This window comes from Bacillus cereus group sp. BfR-BA-01522 (assembly GCF_022662635.1).
Taxonomy (GTDB): domain Bacteria; phylum Bacillota; class Bacilli; order Bacillales; family Bacillaceae_G; genus Bacillus_A; species Bacillus_A cytotoxicus.
Window position 1 is genome coordinate 449,708 of sequence record NZ_JAKUDY010000001.1, and the last position, 23,321, is coordinate 473,028.

The window sequence follows — 23,321 nt, forward strand, 5'->3', positions numbered from 1 at the left end:
AAAAAAGGCTTTCCGAGGAAACTCGGAAGGCTTTTTTCATTTTCAGACTCTAGTAAAAACTGTGCGTATAAATCATGAAAATGGTTAAGGTGAAATTTACTTATTTATTTGCAAAGAAATACCTCTTTCAAGGAATGGAGATATTTATAATTTATCTCGCTATTTTAGGAAAGTAAGACTCCCATCTCCAGCTCATGTAGAAGTAGGTGGGAGTTCAATATATTTGAATTGCGAAGTAGGAAAGGTTGAAGGGGGAATTTCAGGTTTAATAAATTGTTTATAGTTACTTATAAGTAACCTACGCACGTTAAAGTGCATCATTGCATTTTTTATCATATGCATATAGAATTCATGATATGAAATAAGCAACATAGATTGAGGAGTGTTTTATTTGGCAGAATTATTACAAGGCAAAAATGCGTTAATTACAGGAGCAGGCCGCGGAATCGGTCGTGCTGTAGCAATCGCTTTAGCAAAAGAAGGTGTAAATGTTGGTCTATTAGCGCGTTCTGAAGAGAATTTAAAGGCCGTTGCAAAAGAAGTAGAAGCAGAAGGGGTAAAAGCTGTTATTGCTACTGCTGATGTGTCTTCATATGAGGAAGTTACAACTGCTATTGCAACGTTAAAAGATGGATTAGGTTCTATTGACATTTTAATTAATAATGCAGGTATTTCTAAATTCGGTAAATTCTTAGAACTAGATGTAGCTGATTGGGAAAAAATAATTCAAGTTAACTTAATGGGTGTATATTATGTAACTCGTGCAGCTTTACCAAGCATGATTGAGCAACAATCTGGCGATATTATTAATATTTCGTCTACAGCTGGGCAAAAAGGTGCGCCAGTAACAAGTGCATATAGTGCATCAAAATTTGGTGTTCTTGGTTTAACAGAATCATTAGCAATGGAAGTTCGTAAACATAACATTCGTGTCACAGCGTTAACACCAAGTACAGTAGCAACAGATATGGCAGTAGAATTAGGATTAACAGACGGTAACTCAGATAAAGTAATGCAAGCTGAAGATATTGCGGAATTTATCGTAGCGCAGTTGAAGTTAAATAAGCGTACATTTATTAAATCAGCAGGGCTTTGGTCTACTAATCCATAAGAAGAGAGAATATAAAATCCAAATGGGATTTCTATTCTGTAATGGAGTAGAAATCCTATTTTTATTTACGGATGATGACCATTTCTCTAACAAAGTATAGAGGGAAGGTATATAAAATGTTAGGGAGGTTTTTGATTATGTATGATGCATAGCCATTTAAAATGATGCCCCTTTTTAAGTAAATACTTCTTTGGATAGAAATATTTATATGCTGTATGTAAATATACCGTATTATGAAAACTATTTTTATAGAAATTCTGATGTGCTACATGCTACTACTCATAATCATGTGCAAAGGAAAGAGAGAAAGAGGATCATGGACGCCATTTTTGTGGGTTGAAAAGATTCCTTTATATATTAAATCAGTTGTCTGCAAGGAAAGTCCTACTTCTTCGCTTATTTCACGAAGGCCCCCATTTTTACATCTTCATTGTGCATAATGTGTCCTCCTGATATAATATCCCACTTGCCAGGAAAATCTTTTTTGTTTTTAGAGCGCAATTGGAAATATAAAAACATATCTTTCTTGTTCTTTTCTACAAACCAGCAATGAAATATTTCATGCCAGTCGCCGTCGCGATGTACGTCATCCCGAAGTTTATTGCCGATTTTTTCTCTGTTCCTATGGAATATCGTTAACCATTTTAATTCCCCTTTCTATATATTTTATTACGTATCAATTGTATGAAATTTTGAAAAAATAAAGAAAAAAGGGTTGTTTTTTTACATTTTCATAACTATAATAAATTAACAAATAAACATGAACGAAAAAGTAATGATAAGGACACAAGATGATTTTTACGGTTTGCAGAGAAGGAAGTCTAAGGCTGTGAGCTTCCTAACACGAGAAATGATCTTACCACCTTTGAACTTCAATAGTGAACGAGAAATCTAGTAATTATTGGCGGTCTCAGCCGTTATCTGAACTTGAGCAATCTAGAAAGAAAACGTGCCTAGATTGGAACAAGGGTGGAACCACGAAAACACATTCGTCCCTTTACTAGGGATGAGTGTGTTTTTTTGGATTAAATCGATTGAAAATAAACAAAATCAAAAATATATTGATTTTGTTTTGTATACGCGTATAATGAGTTAACAAAAATGAGTTAACAAATAAATATGAATGGAAAAGTAATGATAAGGACACAAGATGATTTTTACGGTTTGCAGAGAGGGAAGTCTAAGGCTGTGAGCTTCCTAACACGAGAAATGATCTTACCACCTTTGAACTTCAATAGTGAACGAGAAATCTAGTAATTATTGGCGGTCTCAGCCGTTATCTGAACTTGAGCAATCTAGAAAGAAAACGTATCTAGATTGGAACAAGGGTGGAACCACGAAAACACATTCGTCCCTTTACTAGGGATGAGTGTGTTTTTTTATAACTTTGAAAGGAGGTGCTGTATATGATGCTGGTTATATGTACGGAAAGAACCGCTAGCATGTATAGAAAGCAAATAAGAAAAGAACAGATTGTTTATTTTCAAATTTGAGAGGAGATTGAAAGATGAATCGTGTTGTACATGTTGGAGTATTAGGACTAGGAACTGTTGGAAGTGGCGTCGTTCAAATTTTACAGGAACATGGTAAGAAGATTGGTCTTGAGACAGGGAGTGAAGTGAAGGTAAAAACAGTTGTTGTGCGGGATTTAGAAAAAGAACGAGATGTTTCTATCAAGGGAATTATTGTTACAAGAGAGGCCGAAGAACTTTTACATGATGCAGATATTGATATTGTTGTAGAGGTAATGGGCGGGATTCAAGAAGCAAAAGAGCATATTATAAAAGCGTTGCAATATAAGAAGCATGTTGTAACTGCTAATAAAGATTTGATGGCTGTACATGGAGCAGAATTACTACAACTTGCAAACGAGAATCATTGTGAGTTGCTTTATGAAGCGAGTGTAGCAGGTGGAATTCCAATATTAAGAGGACTTGCTGATGGATTAGCTTCAGATCATATTGAAAAGATGATGGGAATTTTGAATGGAACAACAAATTATATTTTAACAAAGATGAGTCAAAATGGCTGGTCTTATGAAGAAGCGTTGCAAGAAGCAAAGAGGTTAGGGTTTGCAGAATCAGATCCTACAGCAGATGTAGATGGGCTAGATGCAGCAAGAAAAGTAGCTATTCTTGCTAATTTAGGATTTTCAATGAATGTGTCTTTAGATGAGGTCTATGTTCGCGGTATTCGGAATATTGGAAAAGAAGATTTGGAAATAGCAGAAAAACTAGGGTTTACAATGAAACTGATTGGGAAAGCAGAAAGAGAAGGTTCAGCAATTCATTTAAGCGTTGCACCTACTTTATTGCCGAGCAAACATCCTCTGTCAAGTGTAAATAATGAGTTTAATGCTGTATACGTACATGGTCAAGCAGTTGGAGAAGTCATGTTTTACGGACCAGGTGCAGGCAAGTTGCCGACAGGTTCTGCTGTAGTAAGTGATATTGTAGCTATTGTTAAAAAAATGAACCAAGAGGTGCAAAATCAAGATGTATGTAAAGAAATGGAGCCATATGAATTAAAACAAGATAAAGATATTGTTTCAAAATATTTCTTGCGTATTATATTACGTGATGAACCAGGGATGTTCCATAAAGTGACAGAATGTTTCGAGAATTGTTCTGTTAGTTTCGAAGAAATTATACAATTACCAATAAATAAAGAATTTGCAGAAATTGTAATTGTAACGCATCAAACTTCCAAATATCAATTTTCACAAGTCTTACAGTTATTAGAGGATGTCGCAAGTGAAATAAAAAGTTACTACAGTATTGAGGAGGAAAAACAATATGTATAAAGGGTTATTAAAACAATATGCTTCTTATTTACCTGTGAGCCACAATACACCAGAGGTTAGTTTGATGGAGGGAAATACACCGCTTATTCCGCTTGAAAATATCTCTGAAAAATTAGGGATATGTTTATACGGAAAATATGAAGGAGCAAATCCAACCGGTTCGTTTAAAGATCGCGGTATGGTAATGGCAGTTGCAAAAGCAAAAGAGATGGGTTCAAAAGCCATTATTTGTGCTTCGACAGGGAATACTTCGGCATCTGCAGCAGCATATGCGGCTCGCCTTGGAATGAAATGTATTATCGTTATACCGGAAGGTAAAATTGCTCATGGAAAGTTAGCACAGGCGTTTGCATATGGTGCAGAAATTATTTCGATAGAAGGAAATTTTGATGATGCGCTGCGAGCAGTGCGACAAATCGCGGCCGAAGAGTCTATTACATTAGTAAACTCTGTTAATCCGTATCGGATTGAAGGGCAGAAAACAGCTGCGTTTGAAATTTGTGATCAGTTGCAAAAAGCGCCAGATGTTCTTGCTATTCCAGTTGGAAATGCTGGGAATATTACTGCATATTGGAAAGGTTTTTGTGAATACGAGAAAGAGAAAGGGTATAAAAAACCAAGAATCCATGGGTTTGAAGCGGAAGGTGCAGCAGCGATTGTAAAAGGTCATGTCATTGAAGGACCAGAAACAATTGCAACTGCAATTCGAATTGGCAATCCTGCAAGCTGGCATTATGCAGTGGAGGCTGCTGAACAGTCGAACGGTGAAATTGATATGGTATCGGATGAAGAGATTGTAAAGGCTTATCAATTGCTAGCGAGAACAGAAGGAGTGTTTGCTGAACCAGGTTCCAACGCTTCTTTAGCGGGGATCATTAAACATGTTCAATTAGGTAAAATTCGTCAAGGAGAGACAGTCGTCGCTGTATTAACAGGAAATGGTTTGAAAGATCCGGATATCGCAATCTCCTCGAATTCATTACAAATTACAAATATCTCAAATGATTTAGAACAAATGAAAGGTCATATTAAGGGAGTGATTATTTCGTGATACCATTTAAAATTCGTGTTCCAGCGAGTACAGCAAATATAGGCCCTGGTTTTGATTCTGTAGGGATGGCACTATCTTTATATTTAGAAGTTATTGTGAAGGAAGAAGTGCCGCATTGGTATGTTATACATCCATTTGACCAATCCGTTCCAAACGATGATAGCAATTTAATTATAAGTACGGCCCTTCAAGTATGCCCATCGTTACCTTCTCATATAATAGAAGTCATAAGTAATATTCCACTTACAAGAGGATTAGGAAGCAGTGCTTCTGCCATTGTTGCTGGAATTGAACTAGCGAATCAGTTAGGAGCGTTACACTTAACAACAGACGAAAAAATTCATCTTGCTACAAAGTTTGAGGGGCACCCGGATAATGTAGCAGCTTCTATTTTAGGAGGAACAGTCATTGGTGCAATAGATGAGGGGCATGTATCCGTTGTTCGGATTGAAAGTAAAGAATTAGGAGTTATTTCTGTAATACCAGATGAAGAACTAAATACAAATGAAAGTCGTTTCGTGCTACCTGAAACATTTTCATTTCATCATGCTGTTCGTGCAAGCTCGATTAGTAACGTATTAGTGGCAGCACTATGTGAAAAGAAATGGGAAATAGTTGGTGAAATGATGGAACGAGATTTATTTCATGAGCCGTATCGTTCGCAATTGGTTCCTCTTCTACCTTCTGTTCGTGAATATGCGAAGCGATTTGGAGCATATGGAACAGCACTAAGTGGGGCAGGGCCATCTCTCTTCATTTTAACCCCATATGAAAATCGTCAGGAGATTGCTGAACAGTTAATGAAAGTCTTTCCAAAGATAGAGGTGTGTGAACTGGAGATTGATTACGAGGGAGTAGTCGTAAATATGGACATATCAGTGAACAGATAATTAGCATTAAATATGTGAAAACAGAAAAAGGAAAATCGTGAGGAGAGAAAGCTGGCCGTGTACTAGCTTTCTTTTTTTATTATTACATTTTTGTAATAAACGTTTTGTATGTGTATGGGGGAGATATAGAAACAGGAAGTGTGGAAAATAAAGATATTCCATTACATATTATAAAGTATGATAAAAAGTTTTTAACTTTTATGATTGTAAATTTTTTTAAAGTAGTATTTCTTACTTTGTTAAAAGGAGTTTTTTACCTTGTCAAAAGAAAATACGAGAGTATAATGTGAAGTGAAATATATTCATTTTGCATTTTTTGAAGTGAAACCTTACAAAAATGTAAGGTGAATGAAATGAATTTCAATAGGAAGTTTACTATACATGAAGTATACTAAAAAAAGAAAGAGAGGAGAGTGAACATGAGCTCTGAATTAGAACATCATAATACAAGAAGTAAACAGAGACGCTTTAAAAGAAAATCATTTAAATGGATCATTTTCATTTCATTGTTTTTGCTTCTTTTGGGAGGCATTGGATATGGTTCTGTTATATATAATAAAGCGAAAGCAGTTGCAAATAAAGCATATGAACAAATTGATAAATCAACGAAACGTGATAAGGAAGTTGAACCACTAAAGGATAACGTTTCAATTTTAATTATGGGTGTAGATGGTAGTGATGTAAGAGAAAGTCAGTATGGAGAAGCAGTTCGTACCGATGCGCTTTTATTGGCTACTATTAATAAAGATAATAAAACTGTGAAATTAGTAAGTATTCCACGTGATTCACGTGTATATATTCCATCAAGAAAGAAATTAGATAAAATTGCACATGCTCATGTATTTGGTGGTGTTGAAAGTACAAGAGATACTGTTGAACGATTTTTAGATGTTCCAGTAGATTATTATGTGAAATTTAATTTTGATTCGTTTATGAGAATTGTTGATTCACTTGGAGGCATTGATGTGGATGTGCCTGTAACGTTTACAGAACAAGACAGTAAAGACCAAGCAGGTATGATTCATTTAGAAAAAGGGTATCAACATTTAAATGGAGAACAAGCTCTCGCATTAGCGAGAACACGTAAAATTGATAGTGATGCAATGCGTGGGCAAAGACAACAACTTGTCATTGAAGCTATTGCGAAAAAAGCGTTTTCAGCTCAATCTATTAGTAAAATGAGTTCATTATTAACTGCAATTGATAATGGTATGAAAACGAATTTAACATTTGATGATATGCTTTCGATTGCAAAAAATATGGCTGAATCCGATTGGCAAATGGACAAAATACAAGTAGAAGGGACAGATAAACGTATTCGTGGAATTTATTATTATATGCCAAATGAGAAAAATGTAAAAGAGATTTCGAAAACATTAAATGAACACCTAGGCATTGCATCAAATTAACTCAAAATTAGATGAAAAGGGTGGTATTTGCCATCCTTTTTTGTATCAGATTAATAACAGTTTACACTCTTCCTTAGGATTCAGAGAGAAACAAGAAAGGTAGATGCGAGTTGTGTTTTACGTGAAAGTCTAATGAGTGATTATGAAGAATTGTAGATTTATAGGTATAATATGTTGAGAGTAAAAAGAAATCGGTATAACAATTTCGTTAAAATTTATTCTATATTTGTCTTTTTATCGTTACAATCAAATGAATACGTGTATAATTACATTTGGTAATTTATATATAAAATTAATAGAGAGAAGGAATGATAGAATGGATAATGCTTTAAAAGTAAAACGTATTGTCGTAGTAATGGTAGCGATTATTGCAATTGCGGTCGGCTATTTTATGTTTCAATCGATTACTTCGCCAGCGACAACTGTAGCTAAGCAAGAGAACCCGGTGCAGCTAGCAAGCGAACAAGGAAAAGTTGAACTAAAAAAAACAGCGCCAAGTAAATTTAATGGTCAAGTGAGAAAGGTTGCATATCTTACTTTCGATGATGGACCAGGAAAATATACAGCAGAGTTGTTAAAGATTTTGAAACAAAATGATGCGAAAGCTACATTTTTCTTAATTGGTGCAAATGTAAAACAATATCCTGATTTAGTAAAGCGTGAAAAGGAAGAAGGTCATTATGTAGGTATGCATAGCATGACACATAACTTTAAAAAGTTATATACAAATGGTGAATACGTAAAGGAAATGAAAGAGAATCAAAGATTAATAGCAGATATTATTGGACAATATCCTAAATTAACACGTCCACCGTATGGATCAATGCCAGGGCTAAATGAAGCGCTTCGTAACAAAGTGGTTGAAGCTGACTTAAAAGTATGGGATTGGACAATTGATTCTTTAGACTGGAAATACAACAAGATGCCAGTCGATGCAGCAGCAGCTAAAATTGCGCAAAATGTACTTGCTGGTGCAACAAATGATCAAGAAGTGATTTTAATGCACGATATTCATCCGCAATCTGTTGCAGCTGTTCCAGCAATTATAAAAGGACTAAAAGAAAAAGGGTATGAATTTGAAGCGTATCATGAAGAAAATCACTTCCCGGTGAATTTTTGGCATGATAACCGTATTTGATGGAGGAATGGAAAGTGATTTATAGAAAAGTAGCACTTGTTGGAGCATTATCAGTAGGATTATTATCTGGTTGTTTTGGTGAGAAGCCAGAAGAAAACATTTTTGTTGCCTTTGAAAACGCAGCAAAGCAAGAAAAGATGCTTTCTGATGATGTGAAAAAATTAGAAAAGTTAGAGAAGCAAGACCAAGAATTATATGCTCAAATTATGAAAGAAGGAAAAGAGCATAATGAAGCGGTTATTCAAAAAATTGACCAAGCGGTTGCAAATGTAGATGAACGAGAGAAAATAATTACAAATGAAAAAGATTTGCTTGAAAAAGCGCAAAAAGAGATAAAATCTGTTCCAGATTATGCAGATAAAATTGAAGATAAAAAAATTCAAAAACAGGCAAAGAAAGTAAATGAAGCTTATAAAAATCGTTATGAATCTTTCAAAAAGATGAATGAAAGTTATAAGCAGGCATTGACAATTGAAAAAGAATTATATGAGAAATTGAAAGTAAAAGAAACAAAATTAAAAGAAATTGGCGAAAAAGTAAAGGCTTTTAATACATTGAGCGAAGAAATTCAAAAAGAGAGAGAGAAATTTAACCAATATACAAAAGAATATAATGAAGGAAAAGTAGCCTTTTATAAAAATGCCAATATTAAGATAAAAGAAGGAAAGAAAGATAAATAATGAAAAAAGTCGAAAAAATATATACATATTTTTTCGACTTTTTTCGTTTTCTTTATAGAAAAGACTGGAATCCATACTATAAAAGAGTTATAGTTTATTCTTTAGAGAAAGATGATGTTTAACATATAAAATGATGAGCATCATATAAGTAAGGAGAATGAAATATGTCATATGAATTTTTACTGAAATTAGGCTTAGCGCTTTTTTTAGGTTTATTTATTGGAGTTGATAGGCAGCTTAAGAATAAGCCGCTTGGTGTAAAAACAAGTATGGTTATTTCGGTAGCAAGTTGTTTAATTACAATGGTTTCGATTGAATCAGTAAATGTATATTCTTCGCCAGGGCATACTAATATGGATCCAATGCGCTTAGCAGCTCAAATTGTAAGTGGTGTTGGTTTTTTAGGGGCAGGGGTCATTTTACGCAGAAATAATGATGTAATCTCTGGATTAACTACAGCCTCTATGGTATGGGCAGCGTCAGCTTTAGGGATCGCAATTGGGGCTGGTTTTTATATACAAGCGACAGTAGCTATGGTTTTAATTATATTAGCAATTAATGTAATGCCTCAACTTATTAAAATTGCTGGTCCTTATTCGTTAAGACAAAAAGATTTATCTATAAGAATTATTGTAAATGAGCACAGAGAGTTAGATGGAATTTTTAAGCAAATAAAAAATTTAAATATGCAAGTGAAACGAGTTAAAATAAAAGACATTGAGAATGGTACATCACAAAAATTAGAGATGGTGATATTGGTACCGGAGGATTTATATACAACAGAGTTATATGGTACTTTAAAAGAAATTGATCATATCGTTTCAGTTGAAGTGGAAAGTAGATAAGAAGAGCAAAGAAGGGTGACGAATATCATCCTTTTTTTATTTGGGACAATTTTTGTACCTCGTTACCGGTTGATAAGATCTTCATTTAATGTTCAGAGAAAACGAAAGAAGTTGTATACATAGGATTGTTAAGAGTCATTGTCGAAAATAAATGATATAGAAAAATGGATGGAGCTTACAATCATTTATTTTTTATAGACTAAATCGTTATAAGTACAAAAGGTGGGAAAGAAATGCAAATAAAGATTAGAATAGCACGAAAAGAAGATATTCCTAGTATCGCAAAAGTACACGTTGATAGTTGGAGAACAACATATAGTGGATTGTTACCTAAGGAGATTTTAGAGAATATGACATATAGGCGTCGAGAAAAACAGTGGGAAAATATTTTTAAACAAAATATTTCTAAACAATATCGATATGTTGCAGAAACAACAGACGGGGAAATTGTAGGATTCATTGATGGGGGTGGGGAAAGAACTGGAAATTATAGTTGTGATGGTGAATTATATGCGGTTTATTTAATAAAAGAATATCAAGGATATAAAATTGGACAACGATTATTTCAAATGATGATTTCCGAATTCATTAAATATGATATCCATTCCGTACTGGTGTGGGTTGTGTCAAATAATCCTTCAAAACTTTTTTATGAAAAATTCGAGCCAGAGCGAGTAGATACAAAAATGATAGAGAAATGGGGTGTAGAAGAGACGGCATATTGTTGGAGGGATATTAGAGATCTGTATGAAAATTTAACTCTGTTGTAAGAAAATCTATTTTTAACATTTTAATTGTATGTAGTTCAAATTTTTATGTTTGTACATGAATTGATTCTCAATGGTAAAAAATGTTGAAAATAAGGTGAATAAAAAAACATGATTCTTTGCATTTTAATATATAAAGGAGGTGACGACAATGGCTAGAAATCGTAATTCTAATCAATTCGCTTCAAATGGAGCTCAAGCAGCTCTTGATCAAATGAAATATGAAATTGCACAAGAATTTGGTGTACAACTTGGAGCTGATGCGTCTTCACGTGCAAATGGTTCTGTAGGTGGTGAAATTACAAAACGTCTTGTAGCGATGGCAGAACAGCAACTTGGTGGAGGATACAATCGCTAAAAGTGGAGCGTAAAAGGAGAAAGGAAGAAATCTTCCTTTCTTTTTTGATGTAAGACATACAAATTCCATTAAATAGTACGGATATCTTCGTATAAGAATTGGCAGAATAGGAGTAATGCTAAATGGTTATCCAATTTCTTTTGTTATGTATGTTAAAAGTAAATAAAGGTATAGAAGCCCTGATAGAATGAAAATTTTTATCAGGGCTTCTAAATAGGGATGATAATCATTCTCGCTGTCTGTTTAGAAGTAGCGAAAAGATGAGTTGTTTTACCATATAAAGAGAAATGCCCCATATAATAATTCTCGAAACTTTATTTTTCCTAATGAATCCATTCGTTTCAATGGTCTCCCCGCAAGAGCGAGCCCGATAAACCAAACCCAATAAATAAAAATGGAAAATCTACATTTATGTCCCTTCATATTGAATGGAGTTTGCTCCTATCATACCGATTGTAGGCAAAATGGTATGTAGATTACATAGCGAAAAATATTTATTTTTTTAGGAAATTGCTTATTTGTTATGTAACTCTTTTAGGTTTCTACTTTTCTAGATAATCTATCCCATATACAATAAAAGATATAAAGGGATGTTGTTAGCCAAGAGAAGGGCGGCAGTATAGAGTAGATCCTTCTTGTACAGCAACAAGAAGTAAAATGAAAAAAGGAGGAAAGTATGAAACAATTTGTTATTTGTCAAGTAATTGCCGGGACGAAATATTTAGCAGCTTATGCAGAGACAAAGCAAGAAGCAATTGAAAAGGCAGAGCTATTAGGATTGAGAACAGGAGAGCGGTATGTAGTAATTTCAGCTAAAGAGGCAGAAGGATTGGAATATCCTTAATTCAGAAGTGATAACAGGGTGCTTCATTGAAAAAATATTTAATTGTAAATAAGCCTAATATAATGAGTATGTATTAGGCTTATTGAAATGAACAAAGATTATAAATCTAATTTGTTTTGTGAATGATATGTTTTTCTTTTTTGATTTCCACTTCGATATTGGTTAATATATCTTTTAAAGTTCCAAGTTTGTAAAAACGTAGTAGCAGCATCGAATCCAGATTGATACAGCCAACCTTTTTCAGCGGTAGTTAATTGAAAGTTGGTACTTGTAATCGTACCGGTTGGAATTTTAATTGTTCTTGCCTTTGCTTCTTTATCTAAATGGCGTAAATCATGCGCCTGCATCATTGTTTTAAATAATCCTTTAAACATTGAAAGGGGTTCTTTGTAAAGAACGGGTTCTGCTTGAATTTCATCTTTTACAAAGTGAAATCCAAAGGTAGGCCAGCGAGGCAGCGTTGGCGAATCGAAAATCCAAATCGGATAATTGCTTAAGATTCCGCCATCCACCATGTAACAAGGTTGTTTCCACTTTGGTGTTTTCCACTTTATGGGCTCGAAAAAGAAGGGAATGGTTCCGCTCATTCTAACCGCTTTCGCAATCGAAAAACGATAATTTGGAAAACCATAGTTTGGTAGATCGTCAGGAAAGATAACCATTTTCCCGTTGCTTATATCTGAAGCGATAATCTTTAAGTTTTTCAGATTAGGTAAATCACTAAAAAAATAAATCCCTTTTTTACGTAATAAATCGTCTAACCATTCTTCTAAAAAAATATTGGAGTAAACTCCTAATCGAGTCCATGCACTTAATCCTTTTCCGATTACTGGGATTTTATCAAGTAACGTTTTTTTTGTAAATTGATAATAATCTAAAGTACTTATTATATCTTTTAATTCTGTACAGGAGTAACCAGCTGCTAGTAGAGCGGCGATAATGGCACCTGCTGATGTACCAGCAACACGTTCGAAAGAGTAGCCGCGCTCATTCAATGCGCAAATGGCACCTACATGTGCGATTCCACGAACTCCTCCACCTTCAAACACACCATCAATTTTCATGAAAAAATAATTCCTTTCCATGTAAAGATTTGGGGTAGCAAAAAAGCACGTAGATCACGTGCTTTTTTACAATAGTTTTTGCAAATTACTTAGCAACCAACGAAGCCGCCCCAACAGCTAGCTCCAATAATGATTAGAAGGATAAATAAAACGATTAATAAAGCGAAGCCGCCATATCCGCAACCATAGCCACCGCCATATCCGTAACCCATGTGGAAAGCCTCCTTTTAAAAATCAAAATAAATAGAACGTTTCTTAGAGAAATGATGAGGTATCGTGTTTGTAGGAACACTGTATACTATGCTTTGTAAAACTTGTTCGCGTATAGGAGGCAAGCCCGTTTTTTATGACATATTATTTTTGAAGATGAATTTACTACGATATATATGCTATGATACGGATAAGTACATGACTGAGGGAGAATTTATGAAGCCCCAAATTGAATCATTAATGGAAAAGTATGATTTAACACATTTAAAACAGGAATTAATGGATACGATATTTCCTTGTATAAAAGTAGTACTGAGATAAAAAGATAAGTTGGAAATTGAACAGTCTAAAATGGGAGAAGTTCCAGATGGGCCTGTATCATTCGAATATCCAATTTATAAAGGAGAGCTGTTGCAATTTATTGCGCAGTTTCATTTGTATTCGGCAAGGATATCTCCTACTTCAATCGTGTGAAGGGCATAGCCCAACGATAAGTGGTGAGTTAGTTGACGTAGCAGATTTAAAAAATATAGATTTCAAGCATAATTTACCTCGAACAGGAATGCTCTATTTCTTTTGTTATGAAAGTCATTTTAAGGAAGAGGGAGATTTCCAAGGAGCTGGACGTGTCCTTTATTATGATGTTTCAGTTGATCAACTGAAAAGAACGGAGCATATAGAAGAGGGATTTACACAATGTGAAATATCATTTGAATCGACCTATAAGCTACCTGAGTTATTTACTGAAGATGAAGAGGATTCCGATCGATTTTTACAGCTATTTGAAGAATTAATTCCAGATCATGATGATAATCATCAAGTGTTTGGGGAACCTTTTTCTGTACAAAATGATGTCTTTCAAGAAGCTGGAGAGTATATTGGGATAAACCGGCATGATATGGTCCTTTTATTCCAAGTAGATTCAGATTATAACAATTGTAATATGATGTGGGGAGATTTAAGAATGCTTTATTTCTGATTGGAAATGAAGACTTAAAACATCGTCGTTTTGAAAATGCGTGTTGCATATTACAAACATGTTAGTTAAAAGAAGCAGTAGTTTACTTTGTTATGCTATTGTTTTTTTTATTTTCATGAAATATTGAGGAAACTCCCTTTAATAATATTAAAATGGCAATTAATAAATATGCATAATCTCATATTTTATTTTTCACAAACTATTGTATACTCTATAAATATATGAAAGCTTTGTTGTATATTTTTACATAAGGAGGATTAACAAGAATGAAAAAGACAAACAAATATATAACAGCTGCTGCACTTTGCTCAACAATTATGATTGGTGGTTTACAAGTCCCTTCGATATCTTATGCAGCATCAAATCAATCAATTGTAGCTCCATCAACAGAGGCCAAGTTGTTGGAAGATTTTAAACGAGAGTTAAAACAGAAGATTAATAATCAAGAAGAAAATATTACATTAAAATATAATACGAAAGAAAGCGATGCTCGATCTGTAATGAATATGCTTTATCAAGAATATAATAAAATAGTAGATGCAGATGAGTATATAAAATACAATATTGCAAGTACAAGATATTCTATACGTGGATTACCAGGAAATTATACGTTTACATTACATATCTCTTATCGTGAGTCAAAGGAACAAACACAATATGTAAAGGCGCAAGCAAAAGCAATTGTTAACACAATTATTAAGGCTGGCATGGATGAACATGAAAAGGTGAAAGCGATTCATGATTATGTGGTGAAACATGTTTCTTATGATACTTCTTATCAAGCATATACAGCATATGAAGCTTTAGCAAATCGTTCTGCTGTTTGCCAAGGATACACACTATTAACATATCAATTGATGCAGCAAGCAGGGATTCAAACACGTTTTGTCACTGGTAAAGGAAACGGACAAGCTCATGCCTGGAATTTAGTAAAGATTGAGGGAAAATGGTATCATTTAGATACTACGTTTGATGATCCAGTTCCTGATAAAGCAGGGCGTGTAACATACTCATATTACAATATGACAGATGAGCAAATGAGCAAAGATCATGAATGGGACCGTAGCAAGTATCCAGCAGCAACTACAAATTACTATGATGAATTAATAAATAAAATAAAAGCAGGTAGTGCAAAAACGGCTGTATATAACCAAATGCTAAAAGATACGAATTTAGTGTATTTATCTACACAATACGGCGCTAATAATTATAATGAATTAAAGCAAAAATTACAGAAAGAATTTGCAGCGAAGCCACAAAAAGTAGAACTACGTTATAAACAATCAATGGATGGAACAATGCAAGATATTAACCGAGCATTAAATGAAATTTCCTGGCCGAAAGGTGCAAAGCACGTTTCTTATCAAGTTGCGCCATATAGTGCGATGGCAGGATATTCATTAGCGACCATTACATTTACATATTAATGAAAGAAGAGCACCTAAAAAGGTGTTCTTTTTATTCCGTTATTAAGGGGGAGTAAGTCTACCATCTCAAGATTCGGAGAAAAGTAAGGGAGATAGGCGGGAACCTCACAGCCCGTAACAGCGCCACTGATTAAAGTTTCACTTATGTGTGTTGTAAAATGATTCGAAAAGTGAGTGAAGAAGAACGTATGATCAATACATTTACAGTTCTTTCTATTATTGCATCAACAACATAATCTTTTAGAAAAGAAAATAGGAGCATTTCGATAAAAAACGAAGCTACATCATAGTAGCTTCGTTTTTTAGGATACTTATTTCCACCAATCATCAAACATAGATGCAGGTACTTGTCTTTTATGTTCGCTTGCAAGATAACGCTTTTCAATTTTTTTTGCTACATCTTGAGGAACTGCTTTTCCCTCTAAGTAATCATCCAGTTGATCATACGTAATTCCTAATTCTGTTTCATCAGCTTGACCTGGTTTTTCATCTAATAAGTCTGCTGTTGGCATTTTTAAGTAAAGTCGTTTGTCAGAACCTAATTCTTGTAATAAAGCACGACCTTGACGTTTTGTTAAGCCTGTTAGTGGTAAAAGATCCGCTCCTCCGTCACCATATTTTGTAAAGAAGCCGGTAACAGCCTCGGCTGCATGATCTGTTCCAATGACAAGTAAACCTTGTTGACCACCAATTGCATATTGTGTCACCATACGGACGCGAGCTTTTACATTGCCTTTATTAAAGTCTGTTAGTGATTCGCCTAATAAGTCTTTATATTGATTTGAAAATGCATCAACAGCTGGAGCGATATCAAAAGAAACAGAGTGATCTGGTTTAATAAATTGAAGAGCAAGTTGTGCATCATCTTCATCTTTTTGGACTTTATACGGAAGGCGTACAGCGATAAACTTTGCACTGCCTCCTTCGTTACGAATTTCTTCTACTGCAAGCTGTGCTAAGCGACCTGCTAATGTTGAATCTTGACCACCACTAATACCAAGTACGAACCCTTTTGCACCTGTTTTTCTCAAATAATCTTTTAAGAAATCAATTCGTTTTCGAATTTCTGTTTTTGGATCAATTACAGATTGAACATGTAATGTTTTCATAATTTGCTCTTGTAAAGTCATGATATATCCTCCTATGAGCGATAAATTGTTATGTATACATTCAATTCATATGTCTCCACTCTTATTATTTCGTAAAACGGTCGAATATACAATAGGACAATGTATGAATAGGAATGTAGCTATTATAAATAAACTCTTTGATTTAATCAATTTTTCTGTAACCTTTCAAGAATGTAATGTTTTTGTCATTTGAATCGATGGAATCCAATTCTTTGCTTTATGTATGATAGCAGTATAGTAATCGAAAGGGCGGAGAAATAAGATGAGCATTAGGGAATTAGCATTTCGAAATGTAACGCGTAATAGAAGGATCTACTCGGCTTATTTTTTAAGTAGTGCATTTGCTATTATGGCTTTTTTTGTTTATTCATTTTTTGCATTTCATCCTGTACTAAGCGCTAGCCAATTAGGACAATATGTATTTTTCAGTATGTCATTTGCACAATTTATTATTTATGTTTTTACATTTTTCTTTATCTTGTATTCTATGGGCATGTTTTTGAAAACGAGAAAACGGGAATTAGGAATATTGATGATGCTCGGCATGACGAAGTTTGAATTAAGACGACTTATCTTTTTTGAAAATGTTATGCTTGGGATTGCAGCGATTATTACCGGTATTCTTTGCGGAATGTTATTTTCAGGTTTGCTTATTTTCGTAGCACCGCTATTACTTCAGTTAGACTTGTCCTTGTCATATTATGTACCAATAAAGGCTATTGGTGTAACAAGTTTGATGTTTTTCATTTTATTTATTATTATTTCATTTTTTAGTGCTGGGTTGATTCGTAAAAATCAAATTATGAAGTTATTTAGAGGTTCGGTAAAAGCGAAACCCGAACCGAAAGTATCTATAATTGCTTCATTTTTAGCCGTATTGTTACTTAGTGTAGGATATATAGGGGCGTTATCTTCACATGGAGCTATGGTTTTTATTATGTTAGTTCCTGTTACGACGGTTGTTACAATTGGTACTTATTTCATGTATAAGCAGTTGAGCGTATTCATGATCCGAAGATGTAAGAAGAACAAACGTTTATACTGGAGGCGAACAAACATCATAACGCTTTCAGATTTAGCATATCGGATGAGAGATAATGCCCGCATGTTTTTTATTGTTACAATTATTTCAACTGTAGCTTTCTCAGCGATTGGTACTTTAGTTGGTTTTACTTCTATGACTAGAGAAATGATGGAGAAACCAATTGCCTTTCAATATCATTCTGGAACAGGAAACGAAAATGAAACAGAGCATATACAATTGATTGAGAAAACATTAAAAAAATATAATATACCTACTAGCAAAATCATGATAGCATCGAAACGAAGTGAAGATCAATCGATGCGCAGAGCGTCCTTTATAAAAAAATCTGATTATAAGGTGTATGCGAAACTGACAGGTGAACAGGAAGTTGCTTTCAAGCAAAATACAGCACTTTTCTTATCAAATGAAATGCCAGGACCACCAAAAAAAGAAAGAAAAACGATACAATTATCGAATGAAGAACAAGTATTGACAGTAAAAAAAGTGAAGACATCTACTCTTAGTAAAGTACTTCTTCGTGATGTCTATGTCATTTCAGATGCGCAATATAATGCATTACAAAGTGGATTTAAAGAAATGAAAGATTATATGTATGAAACAAAAGAAACGAAAAATGAATTTGAAGCGGGCAAAGAAATAATGGAGCATATAAAGCAGTACCAAGAGCATTCACAGTTTTATGCCGCAGCGTATCAGAGCAAGCAAGCATTACAATTTGCAGGTCCAATTTTGTTTGTCGGATTTTTTATTGGAATTGTATTCTTTGTTTGTGCAGGTAGTTTTCTATATTTTCGACTATTCTCTGACCTAGATGATGATTATCGTTTATTTGAATCCATTCGGAAAATAGGGTTAACGAGTAGAGAGTTATCTCAAGTCGTCACAATTCGATTGGCTTTATTATTCTTTGTTCCAATTGGTGTAGCAGCGTTACATGGCGGTGTTGCATTAACGGCTTTAGGGCAAATGTTTGACTATTCTTTGCTAAAAGAAAATGCGATCGTCTTAAGTATATTTGTAGGAATTCAAATGATATATTTTGTGATGATACGCTTTCGTTATATAAAGCAATTGAAAGAAAGATTAAGAATGAGGTAATAGCTTTCGTTTTTATTGAATATTCAATCTAGAAGTTCGATAAGGAAGCGATGAAAACTTCACTGTTCAAAATTTGCTCAGTAAAAACTCTTAACAGATGATGTTAGGAGTTTTTTATGTAAGGATTGATACCAATTTCATTATTTTGGTGAAAGATCCAGGATGCTTCAAAGTATGACTGGATACTTTTTTTGTTTTAAAAATCATTTATCTTTATATACAAATAGTATTTGTCATATTTGTGAACAATCTTGTTTTATATATATATTTGTCTTACACTTTATTTGTTTGTAAGAAAGTAATATGTATATTTAATAAAGTTGTTAATTTACTTTATTAAATATAGGGTAAGGAGGGGTTGTATGTGGAAATGGTTACAGCGTATAACAGACTTTGCAAGTAGTAAAAAAGGTGCCAAAGTAATTGTTATATCGTGGATTGTAGCTATGCTTGTCTTAACAGGAATTTCAAAACCAGCAAAGAAATATGCAAACAATGTGAGTGGTGATGGGATTCCTGAAAGTGCAGCATCTATACAAGCTGAAAAACAAGTAGAAAAATATTTTCCAAATGATAAAGGATTACCAGCTATTATTATTTTTCATCAAAAAGAAGAAATGAAAGAAGAACAGTTACATAGTATTCAAGAGGTGACAAAGCAATTACAGGCTAAAAAAATCGAACATGTTGAAAAAATAATTCCGGTTAGTGAAATGCCAGTTCAAATGTTGAACGGCTTTGTATCTGAGGATAAAACAAGTTTTATTCTTCCGGTAACGATGACAAGTAATTTAGAAGTAGAAGAGATTCATAATACAGTAAAAGAAATGAAAAATGTATTAAAGCAGGAACTTCCTACTAATATGGAAGCTAAAATAACAGGACCTGCGGGGATTGCTGCGGATACATTAGAAATTTTTAAAAATGCTGATCTTGTCCTGCTGTTCTCAACAATTGGATTAATTTTTATCTTATTAATTGTAATTTACCGTTCTCCTCTTTTAGCGATTATTCCGCTGATTGCAGCAATTATTGTATACCAAATGATTGACCGAAGTCTCGGTTTATTTGGTAAATGGGGACTTGAAATTAAATCGCAATCATTGTCTATTATGTCAATCTTATTATTTGCAGCATTAACAGATTATGCTCTATTTATTTTTGCACGTTATAAGGAAGAATTGCAAAAACGAGAAGATAAATATGAAAGTATGAAACAGGCGATGCGAAAAGTAGGGGAACCAATCTTCTTTAGTGGAAGTACCGTGCTTGCTTCCATGTTCATGCTCTTTTTTGCAGTATATAACGGTTACCGTAACTTTGCACCACTATTTTCTGTTGCGCTTGTTGTCATTATTTTAGGGGGAATTACATTGCTTCCTGCCTTATTTGCACTATTTGGTAGAAAAGCGTTTTGGCCTTTTATACCAAAGGTTGGACAGCGGCAAGAAAAACATGTCATTTGGAGAAAAGTGAGCCATATTGTAGTAAGAAAGCCGTATATAGTTGGAGGAGCAGTTGCTATTTTTCTAGTCATATGTTCACTGAATCTATTTCAAATTCAGTACTCTTTTAACTTATTAAAGTCTTTTCCGGAAAATTTACAATCAAGACAAGGATATGAGTTAATTGAACAGAAATATTCTCCTGGTCAGTTAGCTCCTATTACGGTTGTAATGGCGAAGGAAGAAAAGGTAACCGATGAGGAAATTGTACAGTTTGTAGGAAAATTAGCGGTACAAAAAGGGATAGAAAGGGTGAATCCTTCTCTTGAGGCGATTCAAAAGAATACCAATCAATTGCGGTCTAAAGATGGAAAAGCAGCGAAAGTGCAACTGATTTTAAAAGATCAACCGTATTCACTACAGGCTATGGATACCATTCAATTTCTGCAACAGAAGGAAAATGAATTTGTGAAGAATGGGCATGTTTACTTTTCTGGTGAAACGGCGAAGCAAGCTGATTTGTACCAGATTAATAATCACGATACAACATGCATTGTTGTACTCATATCTATATTGATATTGATTTTGTTAGGTATACAAACAAAATCATGGATTGCGCCAATCTATATGATTGGAACGATTCTACTCTCATATTGTGCGGCATTAGGCCTTAGTATGTTTCTGTTTGAACATATATTTGGATACAAGGACATGAGTTATCGCATTCCACTATATACGTTTGTATTCCTTGTGGCACTTGGAGTGGATTATAATATTATGCTCGTTTCTCGTATTAAAGAAGAAACTGCGAAACATCCTCTGCAGGTTGCAATTGAGAATGGATTAACTGCAACAGGCGGTGTTATTTCTTCTGCTGGTATCATATTAGCAGCAACGTTTGCGGTATTAACGACCCAGCCATTATTAGAACTATTTATGTTTGGATTTGTTGTGGCACTTGGAGTTATTGTTGATACATTTCTTGTGCGGACACTACTTGTTCCGGCAATTATGCTTATCTTAAAGAAATGGAGCTTATGGCCGCAAAAGATAAAGTAGTAGTTATTTTGTAATTGAGAAATATTTTGAAGCAGGAATTTTGAAATAGAAACAAGAATTTTCATCTATAAGTGTACGCATATTTGCTAGGGACATCATACTCTTTTAGGAGGGATTCAGATGAGCAGTAGTACAGCGAATAAGCAAAAAGGAATTCGATTAATTCCGTTTACAGTAAACAGGGTGGTGGAACAAGCAAACGAAATTCCACCAGGTGTACAACTGATTCACGCTCCTGAGATTTGGGAAAAGAGTGAAAAGGGAAACGATATTGTTGTAGCAGTATTAGATACAGGCTGTGATGTCAACCATGTAGACTTAAAGGATAGAATTATTGGCGGAAGAAACTTTACAGAGGATTATGGAAATGATCCAAATAATTATCTTGATAATAATGGGCATGGTACGCATGTTGCTGGAACAATCGCAGCAACAGAAAATGATATTGGAGTTTTAGGCGTTGCACCACTGGCTAAATTATTAGTATTAAAAGTATTGGCAGGGGACGGATCAGGAAACTATCAACATATTATCGATGCGATTGACTATGCTATAAGCTGGAGAGGACCAAATCAAGAACGAGTAAGAATTATTTCCATGTCACTTGGTGGACCAGAAGATGTACCAGAATTACATGAAGTGATTCAAAAGGCTGTCAAGCAAGACGTGCTAGTTGTATGTGCCGCTGGAAATAGTGGTGATTGCAATGACAGAACAGAAGAATTGGATTTTCCAGGTGCTTATTCAGAAGTAATTGAAGTAGGAGCAGTGAATTTAGAAAGAAAGTTAGCTTGCTTCAGTAATTCGAATCAAGAAATTGACTTAGTAGCACCAGGTGAAGACATTCTTTCTACGTATCCAGGAGGAAAGTATGCTGTATTGAGCGGGACATCTATGGCGACCCCACATATTTCCGGAGCATTAGCACTTCTAATTAAGCAATGTGAAAGAGAATATGGAAGAAGGCTGTCAGAACCGGAAATTTATGCACAGCTTATTAAACGCACAGTTCCATTGGGATATGAGCGAACATCCGAAGGGAATGGATTGATAGATTTAGTAAAAGAAGAGAATGAAAAACAAAAAGTTACATTATAACAAACAATAATTATATTATGTAAACAAAATAAAAAGCGCTGTTTTAACAAAATGTTAAAACAGCGCTTTTCGCTTTGTTTGAATAGTTGCAGCATTTTCATCAGGAATTCCTGCGTCTTCAATAATTCGTTTTTTTGCTTTATTTAATAGGTGATTTACTACTTCGCCAAAATGATTAGCTTCGCGTTTTGTACGAGCTTCTCGTAAACATTTATAGTTTTCTATTAGTTCCTCTTTTTCGGAGTCTGTTAAGAAATCCTCTATTTTCTTTTTTGGCATAAGAAACACCCTTTCTTCTGACAGACAGTTCAGTTTATAAATATTATAACAGTAATTTTTAGCGGAAGTATAGATTATCGTCGTAATAATTTGTCAATTTCTTGAATTTTCTCGTCAGCTTTACTAATTTGCATATTCTTTGCCTGTTCCCCACCTAGTGCTTGATGAAGCAAAAAGGTTTGTCCTGAAATAGCAGTGACAATGGCTACTTTAATAATTTCTTTTATTGTAGTTGCATCAAATAATACAAGTCCAAGAAGCGCAGCAAGACTGCCGGCTAATATATCAGTGAAAAATCCAAGATGAAAAAAGGTTTTTAAACGGCGTGGAAGCAATAACTTACCTTGGTTATTGATTAGATGGGAAACGAAGCCAGTTATGCCACCAATGAGAACAGCAATTAGCCATTGATACATTTCCATCAAATCCACTCCTTTTAGTGAATAAGATTCGTTTTTTATATGCGGATACCTTTTTCAATTTTATATAAGTATATTGAGAAAATTTGTTTTGATTATACATTTGTTTAGTTGTAATGAACAATTTATTATACGAATTCATTTTTCATTACAACTATTTTTAATTTGTATC

Annotated in this window: 20 protein-coding genes, 2 pseudogenes and 2 other annotated features; of the genes and pseudogenes, 16 read left to right on the forward strand and 6 right to left on the reverse strand. The window is 34.2% G+C overall.

The window, feature by feature from the left end:
• Positions 1 to 391 precede the first annotated feature (391 nt).
• Entirely contained in the window at positions 392 to 1,111 is a 720-nt protein-coding gene (locus tag MR059_RS02335) for a 3-ketoacyl-ACP reductase (protein WP_242161482.1), read from the forward strand.
• A gap of 340 nt (positions 1,112 to 1,451) precedes the next feature.
• Here the strand turns inward: MR059_RS02335 and MR059_RS02340 are convergent.
• Positions 1,452 to 1,744 (reverse strand): annotated as a pseudogene (locus MR059_RS02340) (NUDIX hydrolase); the annotation flags it as partial.
• A gap of 133 nt (positions 1,745 to 1,877) precedes the next feature.
• Positions 1,878 to 2,111 (forward strand) — a binding site (T-box leader).
• Between the two features lie 125 nt (positions 2,112 to 2,236).
• Positions 2,237 to 2,470 (forward strand) — a binding site (T-box leader).
• 148 nt (positions 2,471 to 2,618) lie between these two features.
• Between MR059_RS02340 and MR059_RS02345 the strand changes: the two are divergent.
• The 10 genes from MR059_RS02345 to MR059_RS02390 all read left to right on the forward strand — a co-directional run bounded on the left by MR059_RS02345 (position 2,619) and on the right by MR059_RS02390 (position 11,896).
• On the forward strand, positions 2,619 to 3,914 hold the full coding sequence (locus MR059_RS02345; RefSeq protein ID WP_048722794.1) for a homoserine dehydrogenase: 1,296 nt from the start codon (positions 2,619 to 2,621) through the stop codon (positions 3,912 to 3,914).
• Positions 3,907 to 4,965, forward strand: a complete 1,059-nt coding sequence (gene thrC, locus MR059_RS02350; RefSeq protein WP_012093986.1) for a threonine synthase — start codon at positions 3,907 to 3,909, stop codon at positions 4,963 to 4,965. The genes MR059_RS02345 and thrC overlap by 8 nt, the downstream gene beginning before the upstream one ends.
• On the forward strand, positions 4,962 to 5,855 hold the full coding sequence (gene thrB / locus MR059_RS02355) for a homoserine kinase (RefSeq protein WP_012093987.1): 894 nt from the start codon (positions 4,962 to 4,964) through the stop codon (positions 5,853 to 5,855). Before thrC ends, thrB begins: the two co-directional genes overlap by 4 nt.
• Before the next feature lie 419 nt (positions 5,856 to 6,274).
• Entirely contained in the window at positions 6,275 to 7,264 is a 990-nt protein-coding gene (locus MR059_RS02360) for an LCP family protein (RefSeq protein ID WP_012093988.1), read from the forward strand.
• A 316-nt stretch (positions 7,265 to 7,580) separates the two neighbouring features.
• Positions 7,581 to 8,402 carry a peptidoglycan-N-acetylglucosamine deacetylase gene (locus MR059_RS02365; RefSeq protein ID WP_012093989.1) on the forward strand — a complete coding sequence of 274 codons (822 nt, stop codon included), beginning with the start codon at positions 7,581 to 7,583 and terminating at the stop codon, positions 8,400 to 8,402.
• Between the two features lie 14 nt (positions 8,403 to 8,416).
• A complete protein-coding gene (locus tag MR059_RS02370; protein WP_012093990.1) occupies positions 8,417 to 9,082 on the forward strand; it encodes a YkyA family protein in 666 nt (221 codons plus the stop codon).
• Positions 9,083 to 9,246: 164 nt separating this feature from the next.
• A complete protein-coding gene (locus MR059_RS02375; protein ID WP_242161484.1) occupies positions 9,247 to 9,927 on the forward strand; it encodes an MgtC/SapB family protein in 681 nt (226 codons plus the stop codon).
• Between the two features lie 233 nt (positions 9,928 to 10,160).
• Positions 10,161 to 10,697, forward strand: coding sequence for a GNAT family N-acetyltransferase (locus tag MR059_RS02380; RefSeq protein ID WP_087094810.1), 537 nt, complete (start codon positions 10,161 to 10,163; stop codon positions 10,695 to 10,697).
• A 148-nt stretch (positions 10,698 to 10,845) separates the two neighbouring features.
• Positions 10,846 to 11,052, forward strand: a complete 207-nt coding sequence (locus MR059_RS02385) for an alpha/beta-type small acid-soluble spore protein (protein ID WP_242161486.1) — start codon at positions 10,846 to 10,848, stop codon at positions 11,050 to 11,052.
• A 676-nt stretch (positions 11,053 to 11,728) separates the two neighbouring features.
• Entirely contained in the window at positions 11,729 to 11,896 is a 168-nt protein-coding gene (locus MR059_RS02390; protein WP_012093994.1) for a DUF3933 family protein, read from the forward strand.
• A gap of 98 nt (positions 11,897 to 11,994) precedes the next feature.
• Here the strand turns inward: MR059_RS02390 and MR059_RS02395 are convergent, their stop codons facing one another.
• Both MR059_RS02395 and MR059_RS02400 read right to left on the reverse strand, forming a co-directional pair.
• Positions 11,995 to 12,960 carry a patatin-like phospholipase family protein gene (locus MR059_RS02395; RefSeq protein ID WP_087094811.1) on the reverse strand — a complete coding sequence of 322 codons (966 nt, stop codon included), beginning with the start codon at positions 12,958 to 12,960 and terminating at the stop codon, positions 11,995 to 11,997.
• An 89-nt stretch (positions 12,961 to 13,049) separates the two neighbouring features.
• Positions 13,050 to 13,172 (reverse strand): YjcZ family sporulation protein, encoded by a 123-nt coding sequence (locus MR059_RS02400; RefSeq protein WP_041809642.1) that lies wholly within the window; start codon positions 13,170 to 13,172, stop codon positions 13,050 to 13,052.
• Positions 13,173 to 13,386: 214 nt separating this feature from the next.
• Between MR059_RS02400 and MR059_RS02405 the strand changes: the two are divergent.
• Both MR059_RS02405 and MR059_RS02410 read left to right on the forward strand, forming a co-directional pair.
• Positions 13,387 to 14,214, forward strand: a pseudogene (locus MR059_RS02405) (DUF1963 domain-containing protein).
• Positions 14,215 to 14,415: 201 nt separating this feature from the next.
• Complete coding sequence (locus MR059_RS02410) at positions 14,416 to 15,576, forward strand: transglutaminase domain-containing protein (RefSeq protein ID WP_087098486.1); 1,161 nt, start codon at positions 14,416 to 14,418, stop codon at positions 15,574 to 15,576.
• 311 nt (positions 15,577 to 15,887) lie between these two features.
• Here MR059_RS02410 and nadE read toward each other — a convergent pair whose 3' ends face one another.
• Positions 15,888 to 16,706, reverse strand: a complete 819-nt coding sequence (gene nadE, locus MR059_RS02415) for an ammonia-dependent NAD(+) synthetase (protein ID WP_012093997.1) — start codon at positions 16,704 to 16,706, stop codon at positions 15,888 to 15,890.
• Between the two features lie 262 nt (positions 16,707 to 16,968).
• Between nadE and MR059_RS02420 the strand changes: the two genes are divergently transcribed.
• From MR059_RS02420 to MR059_RS02430, 3 genes are all read left to right on the forward strand, one after another.
• The gene (locus tag MR059_RS02420) at positions 16,969 to 18,849 is read left to right on the forward strand and encodes an FtsX-like permease family protein (protein WP_087094813.1); all 1,881 of its coding nucleotides are present in this window, start codon (positions 16,969 to 16,971) and stop codon (positions 18,847 to 18,849) included.
• Positions 18,850 to 19,211: 362 nt separating this feature from the next.
• Entirely contained in the window at positions 19,212 to 21,353 is a 2,142-nt protein-coding gene (locus MR059_RS02425; RefSeq protein ID WP_012093999.1) for an MMPL family transporter, read from the forward strand.
• A gap of 120 nt (positions 21,354 to 21,473) precedes the next feature.
• Positions 21,474 to 22,451 (forward strand): S8 family peptidase, encoded by a 978-nt coding sequence (locus tag MR059_RS02430; protein WP_012094000.1) that lies wholly within the window; start codon positions 21,474 to 21,476, stop codon positions 22,449 to 22,451.
• Positions 22,452 to 22,505: 54 nt separating this feature from the next.
• Here MR059_RS02430 and MR059_RS02435 read toward each other — a convergent pair whose 3' ends face one another.
• On the reverse strand, positions 22,506 to 22,730 hold the full coding sequence (locus MR059_RS02435) for a hypothetical protein (protein WP_012094001.1): 225 nt from the start codon (positions 22,728 to 22,730) through the stop codon (positions 22,506 to 22,508).
• A gap of 74 nt (positions 22,731 to 22,804) precedes the next feature.
• Positions 22,805 to 23,152: a DUF4257 domain-containing protein gene (locus MR059_RS02440; RefSeq protein WP_012094002.1), complete on the reverse strand. Its 348-nt coding sequence runs from the start codon at positions 23,150 to 23,152 to the stop codon at positions 22,805 to 22,807.
• Positions 23,153 to 23,321: the final 169 nt, after the last annotated feature.

What these genes read in the sequence shown, in the direction of transcription:
- MR059_RS02375 (WP_242161484.1), top strand. Translation starts at nt 9,247, where the DNA reads ATGTCATATGAATTTTTACTGAAATTAGGCTTAGCGCTTTTTTTAGGT.
- nadE (WP_012093997.1), bottom strand. Translation starts at nt 16,706, where the DNA reads ATGACTTTACAAGAGCAAATTATGAAAACATTACATGTTCAATCTGTA.
- MR059_RS02390 (WP_012093994.1), top strand. Translation starts at nt 11,729, where the DNA reads ATGAAACAATTTGTTATTTGTCAAGTAATTGCCGGGACGAAATATTTA.
- MR059_RS02425 (WP_012093999.1), top strand. Translation starts at nt 19,212, where the DNA reads ATGTGGAAATGGTTACAGCGTATAACAGACTTTGCAAGTAGTAAAAAA.
- MR059_RS02430 (WP_012094000.1), top strand. Translation starts at nt 21,474, where the DNA reads ATGAGCAGTAGTACAGCGAATAAGCAAAAAGGAATTCGATTAATTCCG.
- MR059_RS02435 (WP_012094001.1), bottom strand. Translation starts at nt 22,730, where the DNA reads ATGCCAAAAAAGAAAATAGAGGATTTCTTAACAGACTCCGAAAAAGAG.
- MR059_RS02395 (WP_087094811.1), bottom strand. Translation starts at nt 12,960, where the DNA reads ATGAAAATTGATGGTGTGTTTGAAGGTGGAGGAGTTCGTGGAATCGCA.
- MR059_RS02420 (WP_087094813.1), top strand. Translation starts at nt 16,969, where the DNA reads ATGAGCATTAGGGAATTAGCATTTCGAAATGTAACGCGTAATAGAAGG.
- MR059_RS02380 (WP_087094810.1), top strand. Translation starts at nt 10,161, where the DNA reads ATGCAAATAAAGATTAGAATAGCACGAAAAGAAGATATTCCTAGTATC.
- MR059_RS02345 (WP_048722794.1), top strand. Translation starts at nt 2,619, where the DNA reads ATGAATCGTGTTGTACATGTTGGAGTATTAGGACTAGGAACTGTTGGA.
- MR059_RS02360 (WP_012093988.1), top strand. Translation starts at nt 6,275, where the DNA reads ATGAGCTCTGAATTAGAACATCATAATACAAGAAGTAAACAGAGACGC.
- MR059_RS02400 (WP_041809642.1), bottom strand. Translation starts at nt 13,172, where the DNA reads ATGGGTTACGGATATGGCGGTGGCTATGGTTGCGGATATGGCGGCTTC.
- thrC (WP_012093986.1), top strand. Translation starts at nt 3,907, where the DNA reads ATGTATAAAGGGTTATTAAAACAATATGCTTCTTATTTACCTGTGAGC.
- MR059_RS02410 (WP_087098486.1), top strand. Translation starts at nt 14,416, where the DNA reads ATGAAAAAGACAAACAAATATATAACAGCTGCTGCACTTTGCTCAACA.
- MR059_RS02385 (WP_242161486.1), top strand. Translation starts at nt 10,846, where the DNA reads ATGGCTAGAAATCGTAATTCTAATCAATTCGCTTCAAATGGAGCTCAA.
- MR059_RS02440 (WP_012094002.1), bottom strand. Translation starts at nt 23,152, where the DNA reads ATGGAAATGTATCAATGGCTAATTGCTGTTCTCATTGGTGGCATAACT.
- MR059_RS02365 (WP_012093989.1), top strand. Translation starts at nt 7,581, where the DNA reads ATGGATAATGCTTTAAAAGTAAAACGTATTGTCGTAGTAATGGTAGCG.